At 70.9% G+C, this 18,805-nt stretch carries 17 protein-coding genes; 4 read left to right on the top strand and 13 right to left on the bottom strand.

Annotated elements, in window-relative coordinates; all coding sequences use genetic code 11:
- Positions 1-77: 77 nt before the first annotated feature.
- The 7 genes from HNR30_RS49365 to HNR30_RS20440 all read right to left on the bottom strand — a co-directional run bounded on the left by HNR30_RS49365 (position 78) and on the right by HNR30_RS20440 (position 8,077).
- Entirely contained in the window at positions 78-212 is a 135-nt protein-coding gene (locus HNR30_RS49365; protein WP_281389809.1) for a hypothetical protein, read from the bottom strand.
- A gap of 120 nt (positions 213-332) precedes the next feature.
- Complete coding sequence (locus tag HNR30_RS20465) at positions 333-1,802, bottom strand: MmpA family trehalose lipid delivery protein (protein WP_181611502.1); 1,470 nt, start codon at positions 1,800-1,802, stop codon at positions 333-335.
- Positions 1,803-1,808: 6 nt separating this feature from the next.
- Positions 1,809-2,453 (bottom strand): hypothetical protein, encoded by a 645-nt coding sequence (locus HNR30_RS20460; protein WP_181611501.1) that lies wholly within the window; start codon positions 2,451-2,453, stop codon positions 1,809-1,811.
- Between the two features lie 42 nt (positions 2,454-2,495).
- Positions 2,496-3,125 (bottom strand): response regulator transcription factor, encoded by a 630-nt coding sequence (locus HNR30_RS20455; RefSeq protein WP_181611500.1) that lies wholly within the window; start codon positions 3,123-3,125, stop codon positions 2,496-2,498.
- Positions 3,113-4,990 carry a sensor histidine kinase gene (locus HNR30_RS47970; RefSeq protein WP_181611499.1) on the bottom strand — a complete coding sequence of 626 codons (1,878 nt, stop codon included), beginning with the start codon at positions 4,988-4,990 and terminating at the stop codon, positions 3,113-3,115. Before HNR30_RS47970 ends, HNR30_RS20455 begins: the two co-directional genes overlap by 13 nt.
- Positions 4,991-5,056: 66 nt before the next feature.
- Positions 5,057-7,252, bottom strand: coding sequence for an acyl-CoA dehydrogenase family protein (locus HNR30_RS20445; protein ID WP_181611498.1), 2,196 nt, complete (start codon positions 7,250-7,252; stop codon positions 5,057-5,059).
- A 60-nt stretch (positions 7,253-7,312) separates the two neighbouring features.
- On the bottom strand, positions 7,313-8,077 hold the full coding sequence (locus HNR30_RS20440) for a hypothetical protein (protein ID WP_181611497.1): 765 nt from the start codon (positions 8,075-8,077) through the stop codon (positions 7,313-7,315).
- A gap of 67 nt (positions 8,078-8,144) precedes the next feature.
- On the opposite strand from HNR30_RS20440, the gene HNR30_RS20435 reads away from it, so the two are divergent.
- Both HNR30_RS20435 and HNR30_RS20430 read left to right on the top strand, forming a co-directional pair.
- On the top strand, positions 8,145-9,548 hold the full coding sequence (locus HNR30_RS20435; RefSeq protein ID WP_181611496.1) for an AMP-binding protein: 1,404 nt from the start codon (positions 8,145-8,147) through the stop codon (positions 9,546-9,548).
- Between the two features lie 19 nt (positions 9,549-9,567).
- Entirely contained in the window at positions 9,568-10,614 is a 1,047-nt protein-coding gene (locus HNR30_RS20430) for a S1C family serine protease (protein ID WP_181611495.1), read from the top strand.
- Between the two features lie 38 nt (positions 10,615-10,652).
- Here the strand turns inward: HNR30_RS20430 and HNR30_RS49360 are convergent, their stop codons facing one another.
- From HNR30_RS49360 to HNR30_RS20400, 6 genes are all read right to left on the bottom strand, one after another.
- The gene (locus HNR30_RS49360; protein ID WP_181611494.1) at positions 10,653-11,168 is read right to left on the bottom strand and encodes an OmpA family protein; all 516 of its coding nucleotides are present in this window, start codon (positions 11,166-11,168) and stop codon (positions 10,653-10,655) included.
- Positions 11,152-11,730, bottom strand: a complete 579-nt coding sequence (locus HNR30_RS20420; protein WP_181611493.1) for a hypothetical protein — start codon at positions 11,728-11,730, stop codon at positions 11,152-11,154. Before HNR30_RS20420 ends, HNR30_RS49360 begins: the two co-directional genes overlap by 17 nt.
- A 48-nt stretch (positions 11,731-11,778) precedes the next feature.
- Complete coding sequence (locus tag HNR30_RS20415; RefSeq protein ID WP_181611492.1) at positions 11,779-12,114, bottom strand: nitroreductase/quinone reductase family protein; 336 nt, start codon at positions 12,112-12,114, stop codon at positions 11,779-11,781.
- A 48-nt stretch (positions 12,115-12,162) separates the two neighbouring features.
- Positions 12,163-14,238: a cellulase family glycosylhydrolase gene (locus HNR30_RS50210; RefSeq protein WP_181611491.1), complete on the bottom strand. Its 2,076-nt coding sequence runs from the start codon at positions 14,236-14,238 to the stop codon at positions 12,163-12,165.
- Between the two features lie 167 nt (positions 14,239-14,405).
- Positions 14,406-14,786, bottom strand: a complete 381-nt coding sequence (locus HNR30_RS20405; RefSeq protein ID WP_181611490.1) for a hypothetical protein — start codon at positions 14,784-14,786, stop codon at positions 14,406-14,408.
- Positions 14,787-14,914: 128 nt separating this feature from the next.
- Positions 14,915-16,141, bottom strand: coding sequence for an oxygenase MpaB family protein (locus HNR30_RS20400; RefSeq protein WP_181611489.1), 1,227 nt, complete (start codon positions 16,139-16,141; stop codon positions 14,915-14,917).
- A 162-nt stretch (positions 16,142-16,303) separates the two neighbouring features.
- Here HNR30_RS20400 and HNR30_RS20395 point away from each other — a divergent pair, with 162 nt between their 5' ends.
- Positions 16,304-16,975: a TetR/AcrR family transcriptional regulator gene (locus tag HNR30_RS20395; protein WP_376771752.1), complete on the top strand. Its 672-nt coding sequence runs from the start codon at positions 16,304-16,306 to the stop codon at positions 16,973-16,975.
- 68 nt (positions 16,976-17,043) lie between these two features.
- Positions 17,044-18,804, top strand: coding sequence for a serine/threonine-protein kinase (locus HNR30_RS20390; RefSeq protein WP_181611488.1), 1,761 nt, complete (start codon positions 17,044-17,046; stop codon positions 18,802-18,804).
- The last annotated feature ends 1 nt before the right edge of the window (position 18,805 follow it).

The raw sequence follows: 18,805 nt of genomic DNA, 5'->3' as shown, positions 1-18,805 counted from the left end.
GATCGCTCCTCTTCTAGGGCATGGCGAAGCCACGCCCCGAACTCGTTGACTTGGCCGTCAGGCCGGAAGGATCAAGGTCACCTGTTGCCGTAGTTGTAGAGCGGCTGATTGGGCGGCGCCTCCGCGGTCGGCGCGGCCACGTTGACAACCGCAGCCGAAGCCCCTACCGCCAGTACGGCGCCGATGATCAGGGCCGCGAGGATTCGAACCACCGGGCTCTCCCTCCAGATGCATGCGAGTTCTGTGAGATTAGAACGCGTTCATGACCATGGCCAGTGCATTGGTCAAACCGTAACAAAGCAAGTTACTCTCGGGTACCCCAGACTTTTTGCTTATCGCCGCAGCAGCAAGAGCTCCCGGCCTTGGAACACAGGCCGCCAGGCAGGGTCGTCCGTGAGGAACGTGTTCTCACTTGCGGGAAGCAGAACGTAACGGATTGTGGACTCGTCGAGGACGTTTCGGCCTAGTTGCTCACCCACTTTTCGGGCGAGCGGATCTTCGACATCAAGGACAAGAACCCGGCCGTCCGCCATGCCGATCCTGAGCCCGTCGTTCCACACCACACGGCGGTCGAACAGCTTCGTCGCCGGGTCGAGGATCACCCGGTGCTCGTTCCACGCGTGAGCACGGTAGGCACTCCACGGCAACGTCAGCAGCGCCCCCGGCGCGGAATCCTCATTCACGATCCTCTGGACGGCCCGCCAGTCGCCGGGGTAACGCACCGCGTCGAGTCTGCCGAAGGCGCCCAGGGCGAAGGTCGGCAGCACCAGGAGCGGTGCGACGATGACCAAGGGCCGGGGCACCGGCAGCGACGACAGTCCGACCGCCACCGCGAGCACCATCGGCGCCACGTAGACCTGCCCGTCGCGCAGGGGGCCGAATCCGGGCCACAGGGCGATGAGCTGCTCCAGCACCAGCGGGCCGAGCGCGGCGATCACAAGGCCCGCCGCCGAGGCCACCGCCAGGCCCGTCCACCATGCAGGGCGCTCCTTCGACCTGCCCAACCGTACGAAACCCGCGAGCCCTGCGACGGCGAGCAGCAGGCGGGCGGTCGCCTGCCACCAGTCGTCCTGGCCAGGCACCCCCGCCTCGGCGTTCCAGATGCCGCCCCCGGCCAGCAGGCTGCCCAGCACCCCGAACGGCCCGTCGGCGCGGGCCGCGAAGGCGTCGACGCCCACCGGGTCCGTCACCGCCTGCGCGGCCAGCGCCGGCACCAGCCACGGCAGGGACAGGAGCGCCAGCCAGAGCAGCGCGGCCGGGAGCCGCCGCACGAAGGCGGCGACGGGCAGCAGCGCCAGCGCCGAGACGAGCATCGCCTGGAAGCCGCCCACGGCGGCGGGCAGCAGCGCCAGCGGCAACCACCACCACGCGGCGCGCCCGGAGCCGGGGGCGAGGGCTTTGATCGCCCAGGGCAGTGCCGCCACGCCCAGCAGCAACGCCCACTGGCCGAGCAGGAGCCGCTGTGCCAGGTAGATGTTCCATCCGTAGAAGGCCGCCGCGGCGAGCTTGGCCAGGGTGCCTTTCGGCACCAGCGCGGCCGCCCCCGTGGCCGCCAGGACGAAGATCCCCACCAGTACGGCCTTCTGCACGAGCTGCGCGGGCACGACCCGCGACAGGAGCGCCATCACCAGGTCGCTGGGCACCGCCCGGGGGAAGCCGCCGGTGTCGGGCAGGATCGGCGGGTCGGGCACGAACACCATGTCGTAGCGGAGCACGAAACCGGGCCCCAGGGCCGGGCCGAGGGCGAGCACGGCCAGCGCGACCCCGAGGAGCGCGGGGGCCAGGCGCCGGACGACGGTCACAGGTGCTCACATTCCGGAGGGGGCTACAGGGTAGCGCGCGCTTTGCCGTACAAAAGCCTCACCAGCGGCCCAGAAGCCCACGGCCATCAAAAGCCAGCCCGCGGCGTTGACGATGGTCGAGAAGGCGCCGCCGACCAGGATCACCGGGAAGGCGGCGATCAGCAGCGCGGCCGCCCAGCGCGGCACCGCCCTGCCCCGCCACAACGCGACGCCCATGAGGATGACGCCCAGCGCCATCAGCGGGACGAACACCGCGCCCGCGATCATGGGGGCCGCGAACGTGTCGAGCTCCGCGAGCACCCGCTCGGCCGGGGCGCCGACCCGGTGCGCGGCGACGGCCGCAGCGTCGTAGCCCGCGCCGCTGAAGGAGACCGCGCCGAAGCCGGTCACGGTGAGCACCAGGCCGGTCGTCCCGATTCCGAGCGAGGCCCGCCTGGCGACGAGCCCGGTGACGATCGCACCCGCCGTGGCGGTCATGGCGAACAGCAGGAGCATGACGAAGGCCACCTGGAGGCGGCCGGACTCGGCGGCCGCCCTGGGGATCCAGGTCCGCGGCTCTTCCGAGAGCTGGTACGGGACGGACAGGGCCCAGCCCGCCATGGCGAGCGGTCCGAGCGGGGCCAGGCGGCCCAGGAGGGAGATGGTGGTCATGCGGCTGACGGTAGGTTTGCGGCCCTGCCGTACGCCTCGGTGCTAGCTCCGGTTCCGCAGCCACATCAGGGTGGCGCGCACGCGGCGGTTGTGCTCGCCGTCCTGCGGCAGGCCGAGCTTGACGAAGATCGAGGCGAGATGCGTGTCGACCGTGCGCTCCGACAGCACCAGGTGGCGGGCGATGGCCTGGTTGCTCAGCCCCTGGGCCAGCAGGCCGAGTACCTCGCGTTCGCGGCCGCTGAGCGAGGTGCCGACCAGGTAGTGGTCGATCACCTGCCGGTCGATGGCGGTGCCGCCGCCGACGACCCGTTCGACGGCGGCCACGAAGTCGTCGAGGTCGAGCACGCGGTCCTTCAGCAGGTAGCCGAAGCTCGCCGGACGGCCGCCCGCCAGGCGCATGGCCAGGGCGGGCTCGACGATGTGCGAGAGCATCAGGACCGCCAGATCCGGATAGCGGTCGCGGAGCATCAGCGCCGCCCTGGCCCCCTCGTCGGTGAAGGTCGGCGGCATGCGCACGTCGGCGATCACGAGATCGGGCCGGTGCGCCACGACCGCGTCGACCAGGGCCGCCGCGTCGCCCGCCTGGGCCACGACCTCGATGCCGTGCTGCTCCAGGAGGCGGGCGATGCTCTGGCGCAGCAGGACCAGGTCCTCGGCGATCACGACTCGCACGGGAGCGTCACCTCCAGCACGGTGCCGCGCGGCCGGGCGTCGCTGACCATCAGGTGCCCTCCGGCGCTGCGCACCCGCTCGGCCAGGCCCCGCAGGCCCGTCCCCGCGCGCAGGTCGGCGCCGCCGCACCCGTCGTCGCGCACGGTCACCGTCGCGCGGCCCGCCTCCACCACGACCTCCACGTCGATGGAGTCGGCCCTGGCGTGCTTGAGCGCGTTGGTGACCGCCTCGCAGACGACCAGGTAGGCGATCGTCTCCTGCTGGGCGGGAAGCCGGAAGTCGGTGACGGCCAGGCTGATCGGCACCGGCATGCGCCCGGTCAGGTCCGCCAGCGCCGCCTTCAGCCCGCGTCTGCTGAGCAGCTCCGGCATGTCGCCGCCGGCCAGGGAGCGCAGCTCGCCGATCGCCGCGCCGAGGCTCTCGGCGGCATCGTTCAGCAGGAGCCGCGCCTCGCCGCCCACGGTGTGCTCGGCCATCTTCAGGTCGAGGGCCAGCGCGAGCAGGCGCCCCTGGACGCCGTCGTGGAGGTCGCGTTCGAGACGCCTGCGCTCGCCGGAGACGGCCTCCTCGACGCGGGCGGCCTGGTCGCGCACGGCCACTTCGAGCACCGCCCTGTCGATCAGGGGGGCCACCTCGGCCAGGCAGCCCGGCAGGTCGCCGTCCTCGGTGAGCCCCGTGAGCCGCGCCGAGTCGCCGAAGGCCGTGCCCGGCTCGTCACACGCCGTGCCGTCGACGGTCACCCACCCCCGGCCTTCCGGCAGGCGCAGCAGCAGCGTGAGCTCCGGCTCCCCCAGCGACTGCCGCAGGATCGCCTCGACGCCGGCGGCGGGACGCAGGCTGCCGTCGTGCTCGCGCACCAGCCGTGCGGTGCGCGCCCGCACCGGGTCGGCCCACAACACCAGGAAACGCACGAGCCTGCGCCGCACCACCGCGATCGCCCCGGCGACGGCCAGCGTGGCCACCACGATCGGCAGCACGGAACCGAACCTGCTCCCGACGATCGAGCTCACCGCCACCACCACGATCCCGAGGGGCAGCGCCACGAAGGTCGCCAGGACGCGCATCCAGCGCTCGGAAGGGGAGGGCTGCGCGGAGCCCAGGGCGTGGAGCAGCCCGGGCGCGCACACCACGAAGGGCAGGGAGAAGGCGATGGCCAGGGCCCACTCCCCGAACTCGACGCTGAGCAGGCCGAAGTCGAACGCCATGAAGCCCGCCAACACGCAGAACACGATCGTCACGATCGGCGCCAGGCTGAGCACCGCCACCACCAGGGCGCGGGCGCGCGGCTCGCCCCGTGCCCGCCGTACCGCCCGCCACATCACGACGGGACCGGCCAGCACGCCCAGCATCCAGGGCAGCGCGAGCGCCCAGCTCCAGTCCTCGCCGAGGTCCAGGAGCGGTTGGATGTCCTCGTACGGCACGCCGACCGGCACGGCCAGCGCGGCCACGATCCAGTAGACCGCCGCGTAGCCGACCACCCACCGCGCGAGCAGCCGTCCACGGCGGCGCACCACCCCCAGCCGCTCCCCCGCCGCGATGAAGGCGGCCTGGAGCAGGGCGACGGGCAGGATGTAACCGCAGGCGTGCACGATCACCGCCACCACCGCGAAGGGGTCGCGCTGTCCGCGCAGCCCGGCGAGCTCCACGGCTACGGCCGTGGAGACCAGGTAGAGCATGAGGGCGGCGGCGACCGCCAGGAGCGACCGTCGCCGCTGCGCCGCCAGGTAGGTCACGACCACGGCGACGGCCATCGACAGCACAAGGAACGGGCTGTTGCCGCCGTACTGGAAACCCTCGGCCCAGGCCCGTAACGAGATCGCCGAGGCGACGGCGGCGATGCCGCCCACGGCCAGCGCAGCCTTCATGGTCCGATGATGACAGCGCCGGATCCGGTGGGGAATCGGTGCTGACACCGATCCCCCACCGGGGGCCTACTTGCCGGGCTCCGGGTCGCGCGGCAGGCCGAGCATGCGCTCGCCGATGATGTTGAGCTGCACCTCGGTGGTACCGCCGTAGATGGTCATGGCCCGGGTGGCCAGGACCGCGCGGTTCCAGTAACCCGCGTCTCCCAGGCGCATGTCGGCCGCGACCACGGAGGCGGCGCCGAGCAGGTTCACCGCGGTCTCGGAGACGTGCTGGGCGTGCGAGGTCGACAGCAGCTTGCGCACCGAGGCGTCGGCGCCAGGCTCGTTGCCCGCCAGCTGCTTGAGGGTGACCCGCAGCGACAGGGCGTTGATCGAGTGGCCCTCGCACACGACGTGGGCCAGCTCGACGGCCTCGGCCGGGGTGAGCTCGCGGCCCAGGCGGCCGACGAGGCCCAGCAGGTCGGGCACGGACGAGCCGGTGCCGCCCGAGCCGGACGACAACGAGACGCGCTCGTTGGACAGCGTGTTGCGCGCCACCCGCCAGCCGTCGTCGACCTCCCCGACCACCAGGTCGTCGGGGACGAACACGTCGTCGAGGAAGACCTCGTTGAACAGGTTCTCGCCGGTCATCTCGGTGAGCGGGCGCACCGTCACGCCGGACGACTTCATGTCGACCAGGAAGTAGGTGATGCCGTCGTGCTTGGGCTTGCTGCTGTCGGTGCGGGCGATGCAGATGCCCCACTCGGCGACGTGCGCGACGGAGGTCCAGATCTTCTGGCCGTTGAGCTTCCAGCCGCCCTCGACCTTCTCGGCCTTCATCTGCACGTTGGCCAGGTCGGAGCCGGCGCCGGGCTCGGAGAACAGCTGGCACCAGATCGTCTCGCCGGACAGCGTCTGCGGCAGGAAACGCTCCTGCTGCTCGCGCGTGCCGTACACCGCGATGGAGGGCACCACCCAGGCGCCGATGATCATCTGCGGGAGCTTGACCTTGGCGGCCCGCAGCTCCTGGTGGATGAGCACCTGCTCCAGCGGGGAGGCGGCGCGGCCCCACGGCTTGGGCAGGTGCGGCATGACGAAGCCCTGGTCGGCCAGCGCCCGCTTCTGGTCGTTGCCGCGGTTGGCGTGGCCGTTCGGCTCGGTGCTCAGAGCGGCGATGGCGGCGATCTCCGCCCGGATCGCCTCGCGCAGCGGCTCGGCGTCCTCGGGCAGGTCGATCTCCATCTCGCGGCTGACACCGGACAGGGCGAGAGAGGTGACGGAGGCGGCCCACTCGGAGCTGGAGCCGAGCAGCGCCCGGATGGTGAGCGCGCGGCGCAGGTAGAGGTGGGCGTCGTGCTCGTAGGTGTAGCCGATGCCGCCGAAGGTCTGCACGGCGTCCTTGGCGCACTGCACGGCCGCGTCGGGCGCCATGACACCGGCGACGGCGGCGGCGAACTCCAGCTCCTTGCCCTCGGCCCGGGTGGCGTCCCACACCGTGGCACGCGCCTGCTCCAGCGCGACGAGCATGCGGGAGAGCTTGTGCTTGATGCCCTGGAACTGGCCGATCGGGCGGCCGAACTGCTCGCGCACCTTGGCGTAGTCGGAAGCGGCCTTCACGCACCAGGAGGCCAGGCCCGCCGCCTCGGCGCCGAGCAGGATCGCGGCGAGGTTGAGCACGTCGGGACCCTCGACGCCGTCGAGCACACGCTCGGCGGGTACGGCCACGCCATCGGCCTCGACCTTGGCCACGGCCCGGGTGATGTCGAGGGACTTGACCGGGGTGACGGTGAGCGCGGCCGCGTCGACGGCTACCCACTCCTCGCCCTCGGAGGTGCCGACGGGCAGCACCAGGATGTCGGCGAGGTCGGCGCCGAGCACCGGGTCCGCCGTACCGGAGATCGTGAGGACCCCGTCGTCGCCGCGGGTGCCGCTCAGCGAGCCCGTGAGGGCCACCGCGCCGGTCAGCGTGCCGTCGGCCAGACCGGCAAGCAGGTCGTGGCGCTTGGAGGCGTGGATCACCGCGCTGGCCAGCACGGTGGGCACGTACGGCCCCGGCGCGACCCGCTCGGCCAGCGCCTCGATGGCGACGGCGGTCTCCAGCAGGCCGTATCCGGACCCGCCGGACTCCTCGGGCAGGTGCAGTCCGAGCAGTCCCTGCTCGGCCAGCCCGGCCCAGAAGCCGGGGCGCCCCTCCGCCGTCTCGCGGGGGGCGATGTGCCGCTCGGCCCAGCCCGCCACGGACTCGCGGAGCGCCTCGTGCTCCTCGCTCAACCCGATCGCCATGGAAGCTCCTTCGTCGACAGTGTCGTCAAACTGGCTAGAAGGTTATTCTAGAGGATGCTTCTATGATTTTCGTACCCCCTTGACCAGGGTGTTGAGGTCGGGCCACAGTTCCTTGCGCGTGTCGGGCACGGCGGCCAGCACCATCGCGGGCTTCTTCTTGCCCACCTCGACCACCGCGAGCAGGCCTTGAGAGGTGCCGCCCCGGTAGGTGGCGGTGAAGCCGAGGAGCCAGCCCTTGCCCTTGGCGAGCTTCTGGGACGCGGTCCACGTGGCCGCGCTTCCCTCCGGGAAGTGGGTGCGCAGGGCCCAGCCGACCGCGCGCTCGGCGTAGCGCCGGTAGTCGGCCTCGCTCTTGGGCTCGGGCAGGTCGTTGATCGGCACCATGGCCGAGCCGATCAGGGTGTGCGGCGTGGCCACCTCGCCCACCCGCTGGGCGACGGCGAACGGCGCGTAGTTCTTGGGCACCCACGGCTTGCCGAGGTGCGGATAGCTCACCAGGGAGTGCTTGTCGGCGATCGTCCCGGTGATCTTGCTGGTCTCGCCGTCGAACCCGGCGTACGGCAGGCTCTCCGGCGCACCGCTCAGCCCCGTCGCCGTGGCGGAGGGCGAGGCCTCGGCGCGCACGGGCGTCGGGGTGGCGGCCCCTTTGCGCGGCTGGTCACCGGAGAAGAGCGCGAAGACCCCGGCGACCGCCGCGGCGGTCGCGGCGGCGGCGCCGAGCAGGATCAATGGCCGCCTGCGGTCGGGTCGTGGCTCCTCGGGGACCACGACACGCTGGAAGGGTGCCGTGGGCGCTTCATGGGAGGGCAGGAAATCGTCGCCCATGCGCTTGAGAGTACGTCAGGGCCTGAGCCCTTTTGCCTACAGAACGTTGTTCTATAAAGTCCCGACCATGAGGGGCTTCTACGAGATCGCCGCAGCGGAGCCTGATCGGCCCGCCCTGCCGGAGCACGAGCTGTCCTACGGCGCCTTACTGTCGCGGGTGAACCGGGTGTCGAACGGGCTGCTCGCCCGGGGCGTCGGCCGCGGCGACACGGTCGTCAGCGTGCTGCCCAACGGGCCCGAGGCGCTGACGCTGATGCTGGCCACCTACCAGATCGGCGCCTACCACGTGCCGGTCAACTGGCACTACACCACCGACGAGATCGACTACATCGTCGCCGACTGCGGCGCCAAGGTCGTGATCACCTCCCCCGGCGACCTGCCCGACGGCCCCGACGGGCCACCCGGGGAGCGCTGGGCGGGGTCGATGATGCTCTACACCTCGGGCACCACCGGCCGCCCCAAGGGAGTGCGGCGCCGCCTGCTGGAGCTGCCTCCCGAGGATCTCCACCCGATCCTGATGCGCAAGAGCTGGCGGCACTTCCAGCTGCCCTTCGGGGGCGTGCACCTGGTCTGCTCGCAGCTCTACCACTCGGCTCCGTACGGCCAGGCGATGATGGCCCTGCACCTCGGGCACGCCGTCGTGGCGCCCGAGCGGTTCGACCCGGTGGCGACGCTGGAGCTGATCGCGCGCTACCGGGTGACCAACGCGTTCATGGTGCCCACGATGTTCCACCGGCTGCTGGCCGTACCCGATCGTGAGAAGTACGACCTGTCGAGCCTCACCCACCTCTACCACGGCGCCGCCCCCTGCCCTCCGGCGGTCAAGCAGGCCATGATCGACTGGGTCGGGCCCGTCGTGTGGGAGTACTACGGCTCCACCGAGGCGGCCGTGGCCACCATGGTCTCCTCCGCCGAGTGGCTGGCCAAGCCCGGCACGGTCGGCAGAGCGCTCGACGGCATGAGCTTCAGCATCGTCGGCGACGACGGCCACGAGCAGCCGCCAGGCGAGCCCGGACTGGTCTACATCGGCGGCATCAACCGCTTCGAGTACCACAACGACCCCGGCAAGACCGCCTCCGCGATGCGCGGGCGCGACTACACCCCGGGCGACATCGGCTACCTCGACGACGACGGCTACCTGTTCCTGCTGGACCGGCGGACCGACCTGATCATCTCCGGCGGGGTGAACATCTACCCGGCCGAGATCGAGGCGGTGCTGGTCGAGCATCCGGGCGTGGCCGACGCGGCGGTGATCGGCGTGCCCGACCCCGAGTGGGGCCACCGCGTGGTCGCCCTCGTGCAGCCCGTGGCGGGCGCCGAGGTCTCGGCCTCCGACCTGCTGGAGTTGTGCGCCGCACGCCTGGCCCGCCACAAACACCCGAGGGTCATCGAGTTCAGGCGGACGCTGCCGCGCACCCCCACCGGCAAGCTCAGCAGGACCGACGTCCGGGAGGCGTATCTTTCCCGCTGATCAGGGAAGATACCGGCGCATGAGGATCAAGCTCTGCGCCTTGCTGCTCGCACTGGCCGCCGGGTGCTCCTCCCCCGCACCCACCACCTCGACCGCCACCCCGACGGCCACGGGCACGACGCCCGCGGCCCAGCCCACCGCAGGCGCCTTCGCCCTGGAAGCCGCCTACGAACAGGTCATCACCCAGGTGATGCCCTCCGTCGTGCAGATCAACACGAAGGTGGGACTGGGCTCCGGCATCGTCTACGACACCGCCGGGCACATCGTGACCAACGCCCACGTCGTGGGCCAGGCCACGCAGCTGGAGGTGACCCTGGCCACCGGCGGCGCGTCCCGGCCCGCCGAGCTCGTCGCCTCCTTCCCCGAAGGAGACCTGGCGGTGATCAAGGTCTCCGACGCCACGGGGCTGCGCCCGGCCAAGTTCGCCGACTCGGCCAAGGCGCGGGTCGGCCAGATCGTGCTGGCCATGGGCAACCCCCTGGGCCTGTCGGGCAGCGTCACCAACGGCATCATCTCCGCGCTGGGCCGTACGGTCTCTGAACCCCCGCCCGGCGGGGTCATCGCCAACGCCATCCAGACCTCCGCCGCCATCAACCCCGGCAACAGCGGCGGCGCGCTGGTCAACCTCAGCGCCGAGGTCGTCGGCATCCCCACGCTGGCCGCCACCAACCCCGAACTCGGCGACAGCGCCGCGCCCGGCATCGGCTTCGCCATCCCGAGCAACACCGCCACCGACATCGCCGACCAGATCATCAAGGACGGCAAGGTCACCAACACCCACCGGGCCGCCCTCGGCATCCAGGGCAGCGGCGTTCTCGGCCCCGACGGCCGCCCGCTCGGCGTACAGGTCGTCTCGGTGGTCCCGAACGGCGGCGCCGCGCAGGCGGGAATCAAGCCGGGCGACATCATCCTGTCGGTCAACGGCGTCGAGACTCCCACGATGGGGGCGCTGGCCGAGGTCCTGGCCGGACTGCAACCCGGCGACCAGGCCAAGGTCGAGATCGTCAGGCCCGACGGCTCCACCCAGACCGTCACCGTGACCCTGGGCGAACTCCAGGCGCAGTGACCGTACCCCGGGCACGCCGACTCGCTCCCGAGGACGACTCACCCTGACGGCTTGGCCGTGAAGACGATCTCCACGCGGCGGTTCTTCGCCTGGTTGGCCGGAACCGCCCTGCCCTCGACCACGTTGGGCCACTTCGGCCTGGCCTCGCCGTACCCACGGACCTCGAAGGCGCCCTCCAGCCGCGAGGCCAGGAACCGTTTGACCGCCTCGGCGCGCTTGCGCGACAGCGCCACGTTGTAGGCGTCGGACCCCTGGTCGTCGGTGTGCCCCTCGATGCGGATCGTCCCGCCGGCGCTCCGCCGCCCGACCTGGTCGGCGACCCGGGTCAGGCGCTGCCTGGCCCTGGCCGTCAGCACCCACCTGTCCAGCGCGAACAGCACGTCGCTGGTGAGCGCCACCGTCACCTCGCCGTCGCGGGTGCTCTCGCTCTGCGCGCCGTCCATCGACTCGACCTCGGCCACGATGTCCTCGACCGGGAAGACCAGGTCCTCCACCGGGGTGCTCGGGTCGACGGCCAGGGTCAGCGCCAGCAGCAGCTCAAGAGAGCGGGACATCGTGGATCACGCCGATCATCGGGAACTCCACGTCCACCTTGGTCACCTCGGCCGGCGGCGCGCCGAAGACCGCGTAGGCGCTGCCCGAGGCGTCGTCGCCGGGGGCCAGGAACATGCCCTGCGTGCCGCTGCAGACGCACTCCGCCTTGTCGTCGGTGCCGTTACGGGCGACCCGATATCGCTTGCCGTTGACCGGGTCGATCAGGCTGACACCCGAGACCGTGAAGTCCAGGGTGTGCCCGCCCATGCCGTTGTGCATGTTGACCTTGCCGTCGAGGGCGGTGACGGTGAAGTTCAGCGTGGTGGTCTTGCCCTGCCGCTTCAGCGACATGATCTCCAGCTTGGCCTTGCCGGTCTGGCCTCCGGCGGAGACGTCGGCGATCGTGCCCGCGATCGCCTTGCCCTCCTCGACCTGCACCCCGACGGTCGGAGTGGCCGTCGGCGCCGTCGTGGGCTCCTGCGCCGCCTTGGGTTCCCGCGCCGTCGAGGGCTCCTCGGCCAGCCCGCATCCGGTCAGTGTCAGTGCCGCCGCCAGGGCGGTGAGGGCGACGGTCCGCCGCATGGCAACCCCTCTCTTTGCCGGATCTTGACCATATCGGATGACCGATATCTAGGCCTTCTCCAGCACCACGACGGGCACCTCACCTCTCGCCGAGTCGGCGTAACGCTGGTAGATCGGCTCCTTCGCCACCACCTTCTTCCACAACCGCCGCCGTTCCGCTCCTCGCGCCGTGTGCGCCTTCACCTGGAAGCTCTCCCGGCCCACCAGGACCTCGGCGTCCGGGTGCACCATCAGGTCCCGGTACCAGCCGGGCAGCAACGGGCCCTGCTCCGAGCCGACCCCGACCAGCACCAGCCGCTCGCCGTCGAGGTCGAACGCGTGCTCGGTACGGCGCGGCCGCCCGGTCTTCCTGCCCACCGTGGTCATCGTCAGGTCGTTTCTCATGTCCCTGACGATGCCGCGGCGGGCTTCGGAAGTCCTTCAGATCCTCTTTCAGAAGTCGTCAGGCAGCCGGACCTGGTCGCGGATCCAGCGTCCCGCCTCCTTCAGCCTCGTCGTGCCGGTGAAGGGCCCGCCGGGGCAGGTGCCCTCGGTGAACACCGCGCCCGACAGCGGGTCGTCGGAGAAGTTCCAGTTCACCCAGCTGATCTTCTTGGCCTTCATGAGGTCGATGTACTGCTGCGACCTGGTGAAGTTGTTCGAGCCTCCACCGGAGGCGGTCTGCGTGCCGAACTCGGTGACGAACATCGGCAGGCGGTCGGCGGCGCTGGAGAGGGTGTCCAGGTATTCGCTGCCGTGCGAGCCCGCGTAGAAGTGGAACGTGTACATGATGTTGGTGGCGTTGACCGGGCTGGCGACGATCTCGCTCTCGTCGGAGCCCTCCGAGACGCCCAGCGACGACCAGGCGCGGGTGCCGACCAGGATCAGGCTCTCGGGGTCGTTGGCGCGGATCACCGGGATGATCTCGTGGGCGTAGTTCCTGATGCGGGACCACGCCACACCGCTCGGCTCGTTCATGATCTCGTAGAGCAGGTTCTTCTTGTCGTTGTGCCGCTGGGCGATCTCGGTGAAGAAGGTCTTGGCCTTGGCCAGGTTGCCGTTGGCGTACGGATCACCGGGGTTGAGCATGTGCCAGTCGACGATGGCGTACATGCCGCGCGAGGTGGCCTGCTCGATGAGGTTGTGCACCCGGTCGGTGAACAGGCGCGGGTTGGTGTCGTAGCCGTCCTCCTGGATGTACATCGAGATGCGCAGGACATCGGACTTCCAGTCCGCGGCCAGGGCGTTGAGCGAGGCGGTGTTGAGGCAGTCGTAGTGCCACTGGATGCCGTGCGAGCTCATGCCGCGCAGCTGGATCTGCTTGCCCGACTCGTTGCACAACTTCAGGCCGCACACCCGCAGCTGGCCGTTGGCCTCGACCGGGGTGTCGCCGCCGCCCGTGCCCGTGGTGCCGGTGACGGCGGCACCACGGTCGGACTCGTTGCCGGACGGGTCGCGAGCGGTGATCGTGTAGGTGTGGCTGGTCGCGGGCGCCAGGCCGCTGATCGTGGCGGTCGTGCCGGTGACGGTGGCGACCACGGTCTCGCCCTCGCGGACCCGGTAGTCCTTGATCGTGCCGCTGTTGTCGGTGGAGGCGTCCCAGGCCAGGCTGATCGAGCTGGAGCTGGTGCCGGTCACCCTCGGGTTACCGGGAACGGACGGCTTCTGGGTGTCGGGCGGGCCGCTCGCCGAGACGGCCAGCCGGTCCAGGTTCGGCCCGCCGTTGGCGGTGGTCGCCGCCGCCCTGACGGTGTTGGCGCCCGCGTTGAGCTGGGCGTCGACGGTGACCTCCTGCCAGGTGCTCCAGGCTCCGGTGCCCGGGAAGTCGCGGCTGACCGCCGCCCCGCCGTTCACCGAGATCGCCATCGGCCGGTTCGTCGTGGTGCCGTTGGCGAAGCGGAACGTCAGCGCGGCGCTGCCCGCCTGGGCGGCGTTGACGGTGAACTGCACGTGGGAGCCGGTGACGTTGTCGTAGTTGACGAAGCCGGTGCCGGTGAACCCGGCGTGGTTCGACTCCACCACGCCCTGGGAGATCGTGGCGTTCTCGGCCTGGTAGTCGGCCGCCGGCGCCGCGACCTCGGCGTCGAGGAAGTCGAGGTTGGGGCCGCCGTTGGCCGTCGTGGCGGTCGCCCTGATCGTGTTGCTCCCCGCGTTGAGCGGGGCGGTCAGCGTGGTCGAGGTCCAGGTGGTCCAGGCGCCGGTGCCGGGGAAGTCGCGATTGACCGCCGCCCCGCCGTTCACCGAGATCGCCATCGGCCGGTTGGCGGTGGTGCCGTTGGCGTAGCGGAGGGTCAGCGTGGCGGTGCCCGCGCTCGCGGCGTCGACGGTGAACTCCACCGAGGAGCCGGTGACGTTGTCGTAGTTGACGAACCCGGCGCCGCTGAATCCGGCGTGGTTCGACTCCACCAGGCCCTGCGAGACGGTGGCGTTCTCGGCCTCGTACCTGGTGGGGGCGGCTTGGGAGGGTGTGGCCGGTAAGCCCGCGGCGACGATCGCCGCCAGCGCGACCACAGTGAGGGATCGGAGCATGGGGGGTGCGTCTCCTTCGATGGTTAGGAAAGCTTCCTAACGAACAAGCGAGACAATAAGCGCCCCTCCCCGCCCCCACAAGGCCCAAATGACGCGAAAACGCCCCCGATCAACTGATCAGGGGCGATCACCTGGACCTCGCCCGCCGGATCGCGGGCCCGCCTCCCTCACGCGCCGGGATACGCCGGCCGCCACGCGGCCCAGTCGATGTGCACCCGGTCACCACGCTGCGGATCGACGCGCACCGGCACCACGGCGCCCGGCACGATCAGCCCCATCGGGATGCGCGGCAACGTCTGCCGGTGAGTGACGCGGTAGGCGGCCCCCTCGGGCTGGTGCACGATGAGCCCGAAGCTCACCATCGGCTGGCCGTTGACGGTGACGCCGGTGTCGCCCATGTACTCGATCTCGGCCTGGCGCGGGAGGCCGCTGGTCAGCAACTGCCTGCCGCGGAGTGCGCCGAGCAAGAACGGGAGGCCGACGAGGGCCAGGATGAGCGTCGTTCCGAGGGTGATGGCGATGGCCATGATGATGCCGGTGCTTGCCACGGGGGTTCCTCTTTGTTCCTTGTTCTGGGTGCCTCCACAGGTGTATCGGGTGCGCATTGCATGCCGCTTGATCGGTGATTGCGGGCCGCCTGATCATCCACCTGCCCGTGAGCCGAGGATCCGAGGGGTCAGCTCGGGCGGTTGCCCGTCGGGATCACGATCTTGGTCTCCGCGCCTCTGGTGAGGTAGTACGTGCTCCACTTCTTGATCATCTCGTCCAGCAGCCACGCGGTGGCGGGTACCAGCGGCAGCCCGATCAGCCCTTCCCTGAACTTCACCAGCAGCGGCCAAGCCGTCCTGACGACCGGGTCCCACAGCGGCTCGCGCGGGATGCCGTTCCAGTCGGCCACCTGGTTGCCCGTGAGGTAGCGGGAGAACGCGTTGACGAGGGGCTTGTCGATGCCGCCAGGCCCGCTGGTCATCTCCGCGAGCATGGTGCGCAGGATGGCGTTGAGCTCCACGCCCTCCCTGGTCGGACCCATGTTCCTGGGCAGGACGATGTCCGACTGGGTGTACGACGTCTCCCAGGTGGCGGGCATGAACTCGTCCCTGATGCCGAGCATGTGCCCCATGACCTGCAACGACTGCAGGTAGCCGACGGATTCGGACGAGGAGATGCGCACGCCCCAGTCGCGCATCCCGCGCATGGAGTAGGTCGCCAGGGTGTGCCAGGTGACGAGCATGTCCTCCTGGCTGATCGGGATGGGGCCCGTCCAGTACGGCGACGACTGCAGCAGGTGCCTGACGGCCGCGTGCACCAGCCGCGTCTTCACCGCCTCGACGACGGCCGTGCCGCCGGCCGCCCAGGCGTTGGCGGGCCTGACCGCGTAGGCCAGGATGTTGGTCTTGGCGACCCGGTCCTTCAGGTCCGCCCCGCCCGCGGAGTAGTAGACCGCGCGGGCCTCCTTGGGGATGGAGGTGGCCAGCATGCCGGCGCCGACGATGGTGAGGACGACGATGTAGTTGCCCTTGAGCGCGTGGAATCCGGCTCCCGCCGCCAGGTTGGCGGGGTCGGCCCATGACGGGAGCTGGCGCGCCTGCTCCATGAAGGCCCGCAGGTCCTCGGGGAGCCCGGCGGGCAGGGGCTGGTCGTTGCGGTTCCAGTCGTACAGGAGCCGGTTGACCTCGGGGATGAGGCCGCGCTCGAACAGCGAGGCGAGGAGCGGGTCGGCCTCGTCGTCCCAGACCCACCGCGGGTCGGCGCCGGTGCCCGACCCCGCGATCGACCCGCTCGCGGGCCAGGTCCACCCGTCGGCCAGGGTTCCGGCCTGGGCCGGGGAGGCCACTCCTAACGCGCCGAGCGCTCCCAGGGCGCTGCCCGAGATCAGCATCGTGCGCCTGCTCAACTCTGCCATGCCTGCACTCCTTCGAGGTGGGGGGTCTCGCTCGGGGCATGTGCTTCAGGCCTTGATACTTAGATACAAACCATGAATCTGTGTATCATTCATCATCAGACCACAGTGTGACAGGCATCACAAGGCCCGCATCTGAGGCAGAATCGGCACAGGAGGGTGATCGTGGAATCTGTGCTGTCCGGATTCATGGCACCGTCGGACTCGGAGTCGTTGCTGGAACGCGCCTACTTCGACGCCGTCGAACAGGTCGGCGACCCCGACGAGCTCAGGACCCGCATCCTCGACGCGGCCTACGAGCAGTTCTGCCGGATAGGCATCCGCCGCTCCACCATGGAAGACGTCGCCCGGCTGGCGAAGGTCTCGCGCATCACCGTCTACCGCCGCTTCGACACCAAGGACACGCTCGTCGAACACGTGGTGCGCCGCGAGTTCCGCCGCTACTTCGACCGGTTCCTCATCGACATCGAGCAGGCCGACACCGCCGCCGACAGGGTCGTGCTCGGCTTCGTCAGCTCGCTGCGCGCCATCCGCGACAACCCTCTGATCGGCGGCCTCATCGTCACCGAACCCGACCTCCTCGTCCCGTCCATGATGGCCGACGGCGGCCAGACCCTCGCCACCGTCCGCCAGTTCGTCGCCGGCCAGCTCCGCCGCGAACAGCGCGCCGGCCACGTCTCGGACGACCTCGACGTCGACCTCGTGGCCGAGATGATGGTGCGCATCTCGACCTCCTTCCTGGCGATCCCGAGCGCCATCATCGACCTCGACGACGACACCCAGCTCGCCGCCGTCGCCCGGCGCTTCCTCGTCCCGATGCTGGAGCCGCCCGCCTAGGTGTCACACCGGGGGCCCGCCGAGCGACTACCTACGTAAGGTGGAACTCCTCGAGACGCGAGGCAGCGATGAACGAGCTCGGCACCTCCGACCCCCGGCGGATCGGCCGCTACCGTCTGCTCGGCCGGCTGGGTCACGGCGGCATGGGCACCGTCTACCTCGGGGTCGACGAGTACGGCAGGCAGGCCGCGGTCAAGGTCATCAACCCCGGCCTCGCCGAGCACGACACCTTCCGCCGCAGGTTCGCCAGGGAGGCGGAGGCGGCCAAGCGGGTGCGGCGGTTCTGCACCGCCCCGCTGATCGAGTCCGGCTACGAGGGCGACCGGCTGTACGTGGTCACCGAGTACGTCGAGGGCCCCACCCTGCTCGAAGCGATCCAGGAGCGGGGGCCGCTGTCGGGGGCGAGCCTGGAGGCGCTGGCCGTGGGCGTCGCCACGGCCCTGATCGCCATCCACGAGGCGGGCATCGTGCACCGCGACCTCAAGGCGTCGAACGTGCTCCTGTCGCCGGTCGGGCCGCGGGTGATCGACTTCGGCATCGCCCGCGCCCTGGACGACGTCGGCGCGCTGACCGGCTCCGGCGAGCTGATCGGCACGCCGCACTACATCGCTCCCGAGATCCTCGGCGGGGAGCCGGCGACACCGGCGTCGGACGTGTTCTCCTGGGGGTGCCTGATCGCGATGGCGGGCACCGGGCGCACGCCGTTCGAGAGGGGGACGCTGCCTGCGACGATCAACCAGATCCTGCACGGGGAGCCGTCCTTGGACGGGCTGGAGCCGGCGATCAGGGAGCTGGTGGTGCCCGCCCTGGCCAAAGACCCCGCCGCCCGGCCCACGGCCAGGCACCTGCTTGCCGTACTCGTGGGTGACGCCACCACGCCCGAGGCCCTCGCCGCCGCGCCGGGCGCCTTCCCCGGCCCGGAGACCGTCCACGTGCCCGGGGACGTCTCCTGGGGCACGGGTGACACAGACCGCGACACCCTGCCACCCGGCCGCCCGCCGTACACCCCGTCAACCGACGGCGCGCCGTACACCACGCCAGTCGACGGCCCGCCGTACGCCGTGCCCTCCGGCCCGGCCCCGGATGCCGCAAGGCCGGACACCCTGCCGTCCCGCGGTCGCCGTCGCCCGAGCGGGCGGGTGCTGGCCGTCGGCGCGGCCGTGGCCGCGCTCGCCGTCTCCGCCGCCGTCGTCCTGACCGTACGGCTCAGCGGCGGCCAGCCGGGAGCGGGCGTAGCCGCCGCCGGAACACCCCTGTTCCAGGACGACTTCCTGGAGCGACGCGGCTGGGACGGCTGGGCGTTCGACCCTGCCGGAGGCGGCATCCGCGGCCACGACATCACCCGCGGCGTCTACGCCATGCAGGCGGCCAGGACCTACCCCGTCAACGTCAGCCTGGCCCCGACCGACAACCTGCGGGACTCCATGATCGGCGTCACCGCGGTCCTGCGCGACGCCTCCACGCCGGACGGCGAGTTCGGCCTGCTCTGCCGCCACGACGAGGACGTCCCGAACGGCTACATGTTCCTGCTCCGCCTCGACGGCCAGGTCAGGCTCTTCAAGGTCTCCCACGGCGCCCGCACGCCACTCGGCGGCCCGGCCAGGGTCGCCGCCCCCGAGGTGGGCCGGGCGACGAAGCTGCAGGCCACGTGCGCGGGCAGCCGGCTGACGATGTGGGTCGACGGCGAGAAGGTCGTCGAGACCACCGACGAGGAGGTGTTCACCGGGGGCCAGAAGTCCAAGGCCGGGCTCGTCGTGGAGACCTCGGAGAGCGCGGACGGCACGATCAGGGTCGAGTTCGACGACTTCTCCCTTCACCGGCCGCAGTAGC

It is taken from the genome of Nonomuraea soli (assembly GCF_013761175.1).
Lineage (GTDB): Bacteria > Actinomycetota > Actinomycetes > Streptosporangiales > Streptosporangiaceae > Nonomuraea > Nonomuraea soli.
Note: the sequence above shows the minus strand (reverse complement) of the source record. Positions and strands in the feature narration are given on the sequence as shown.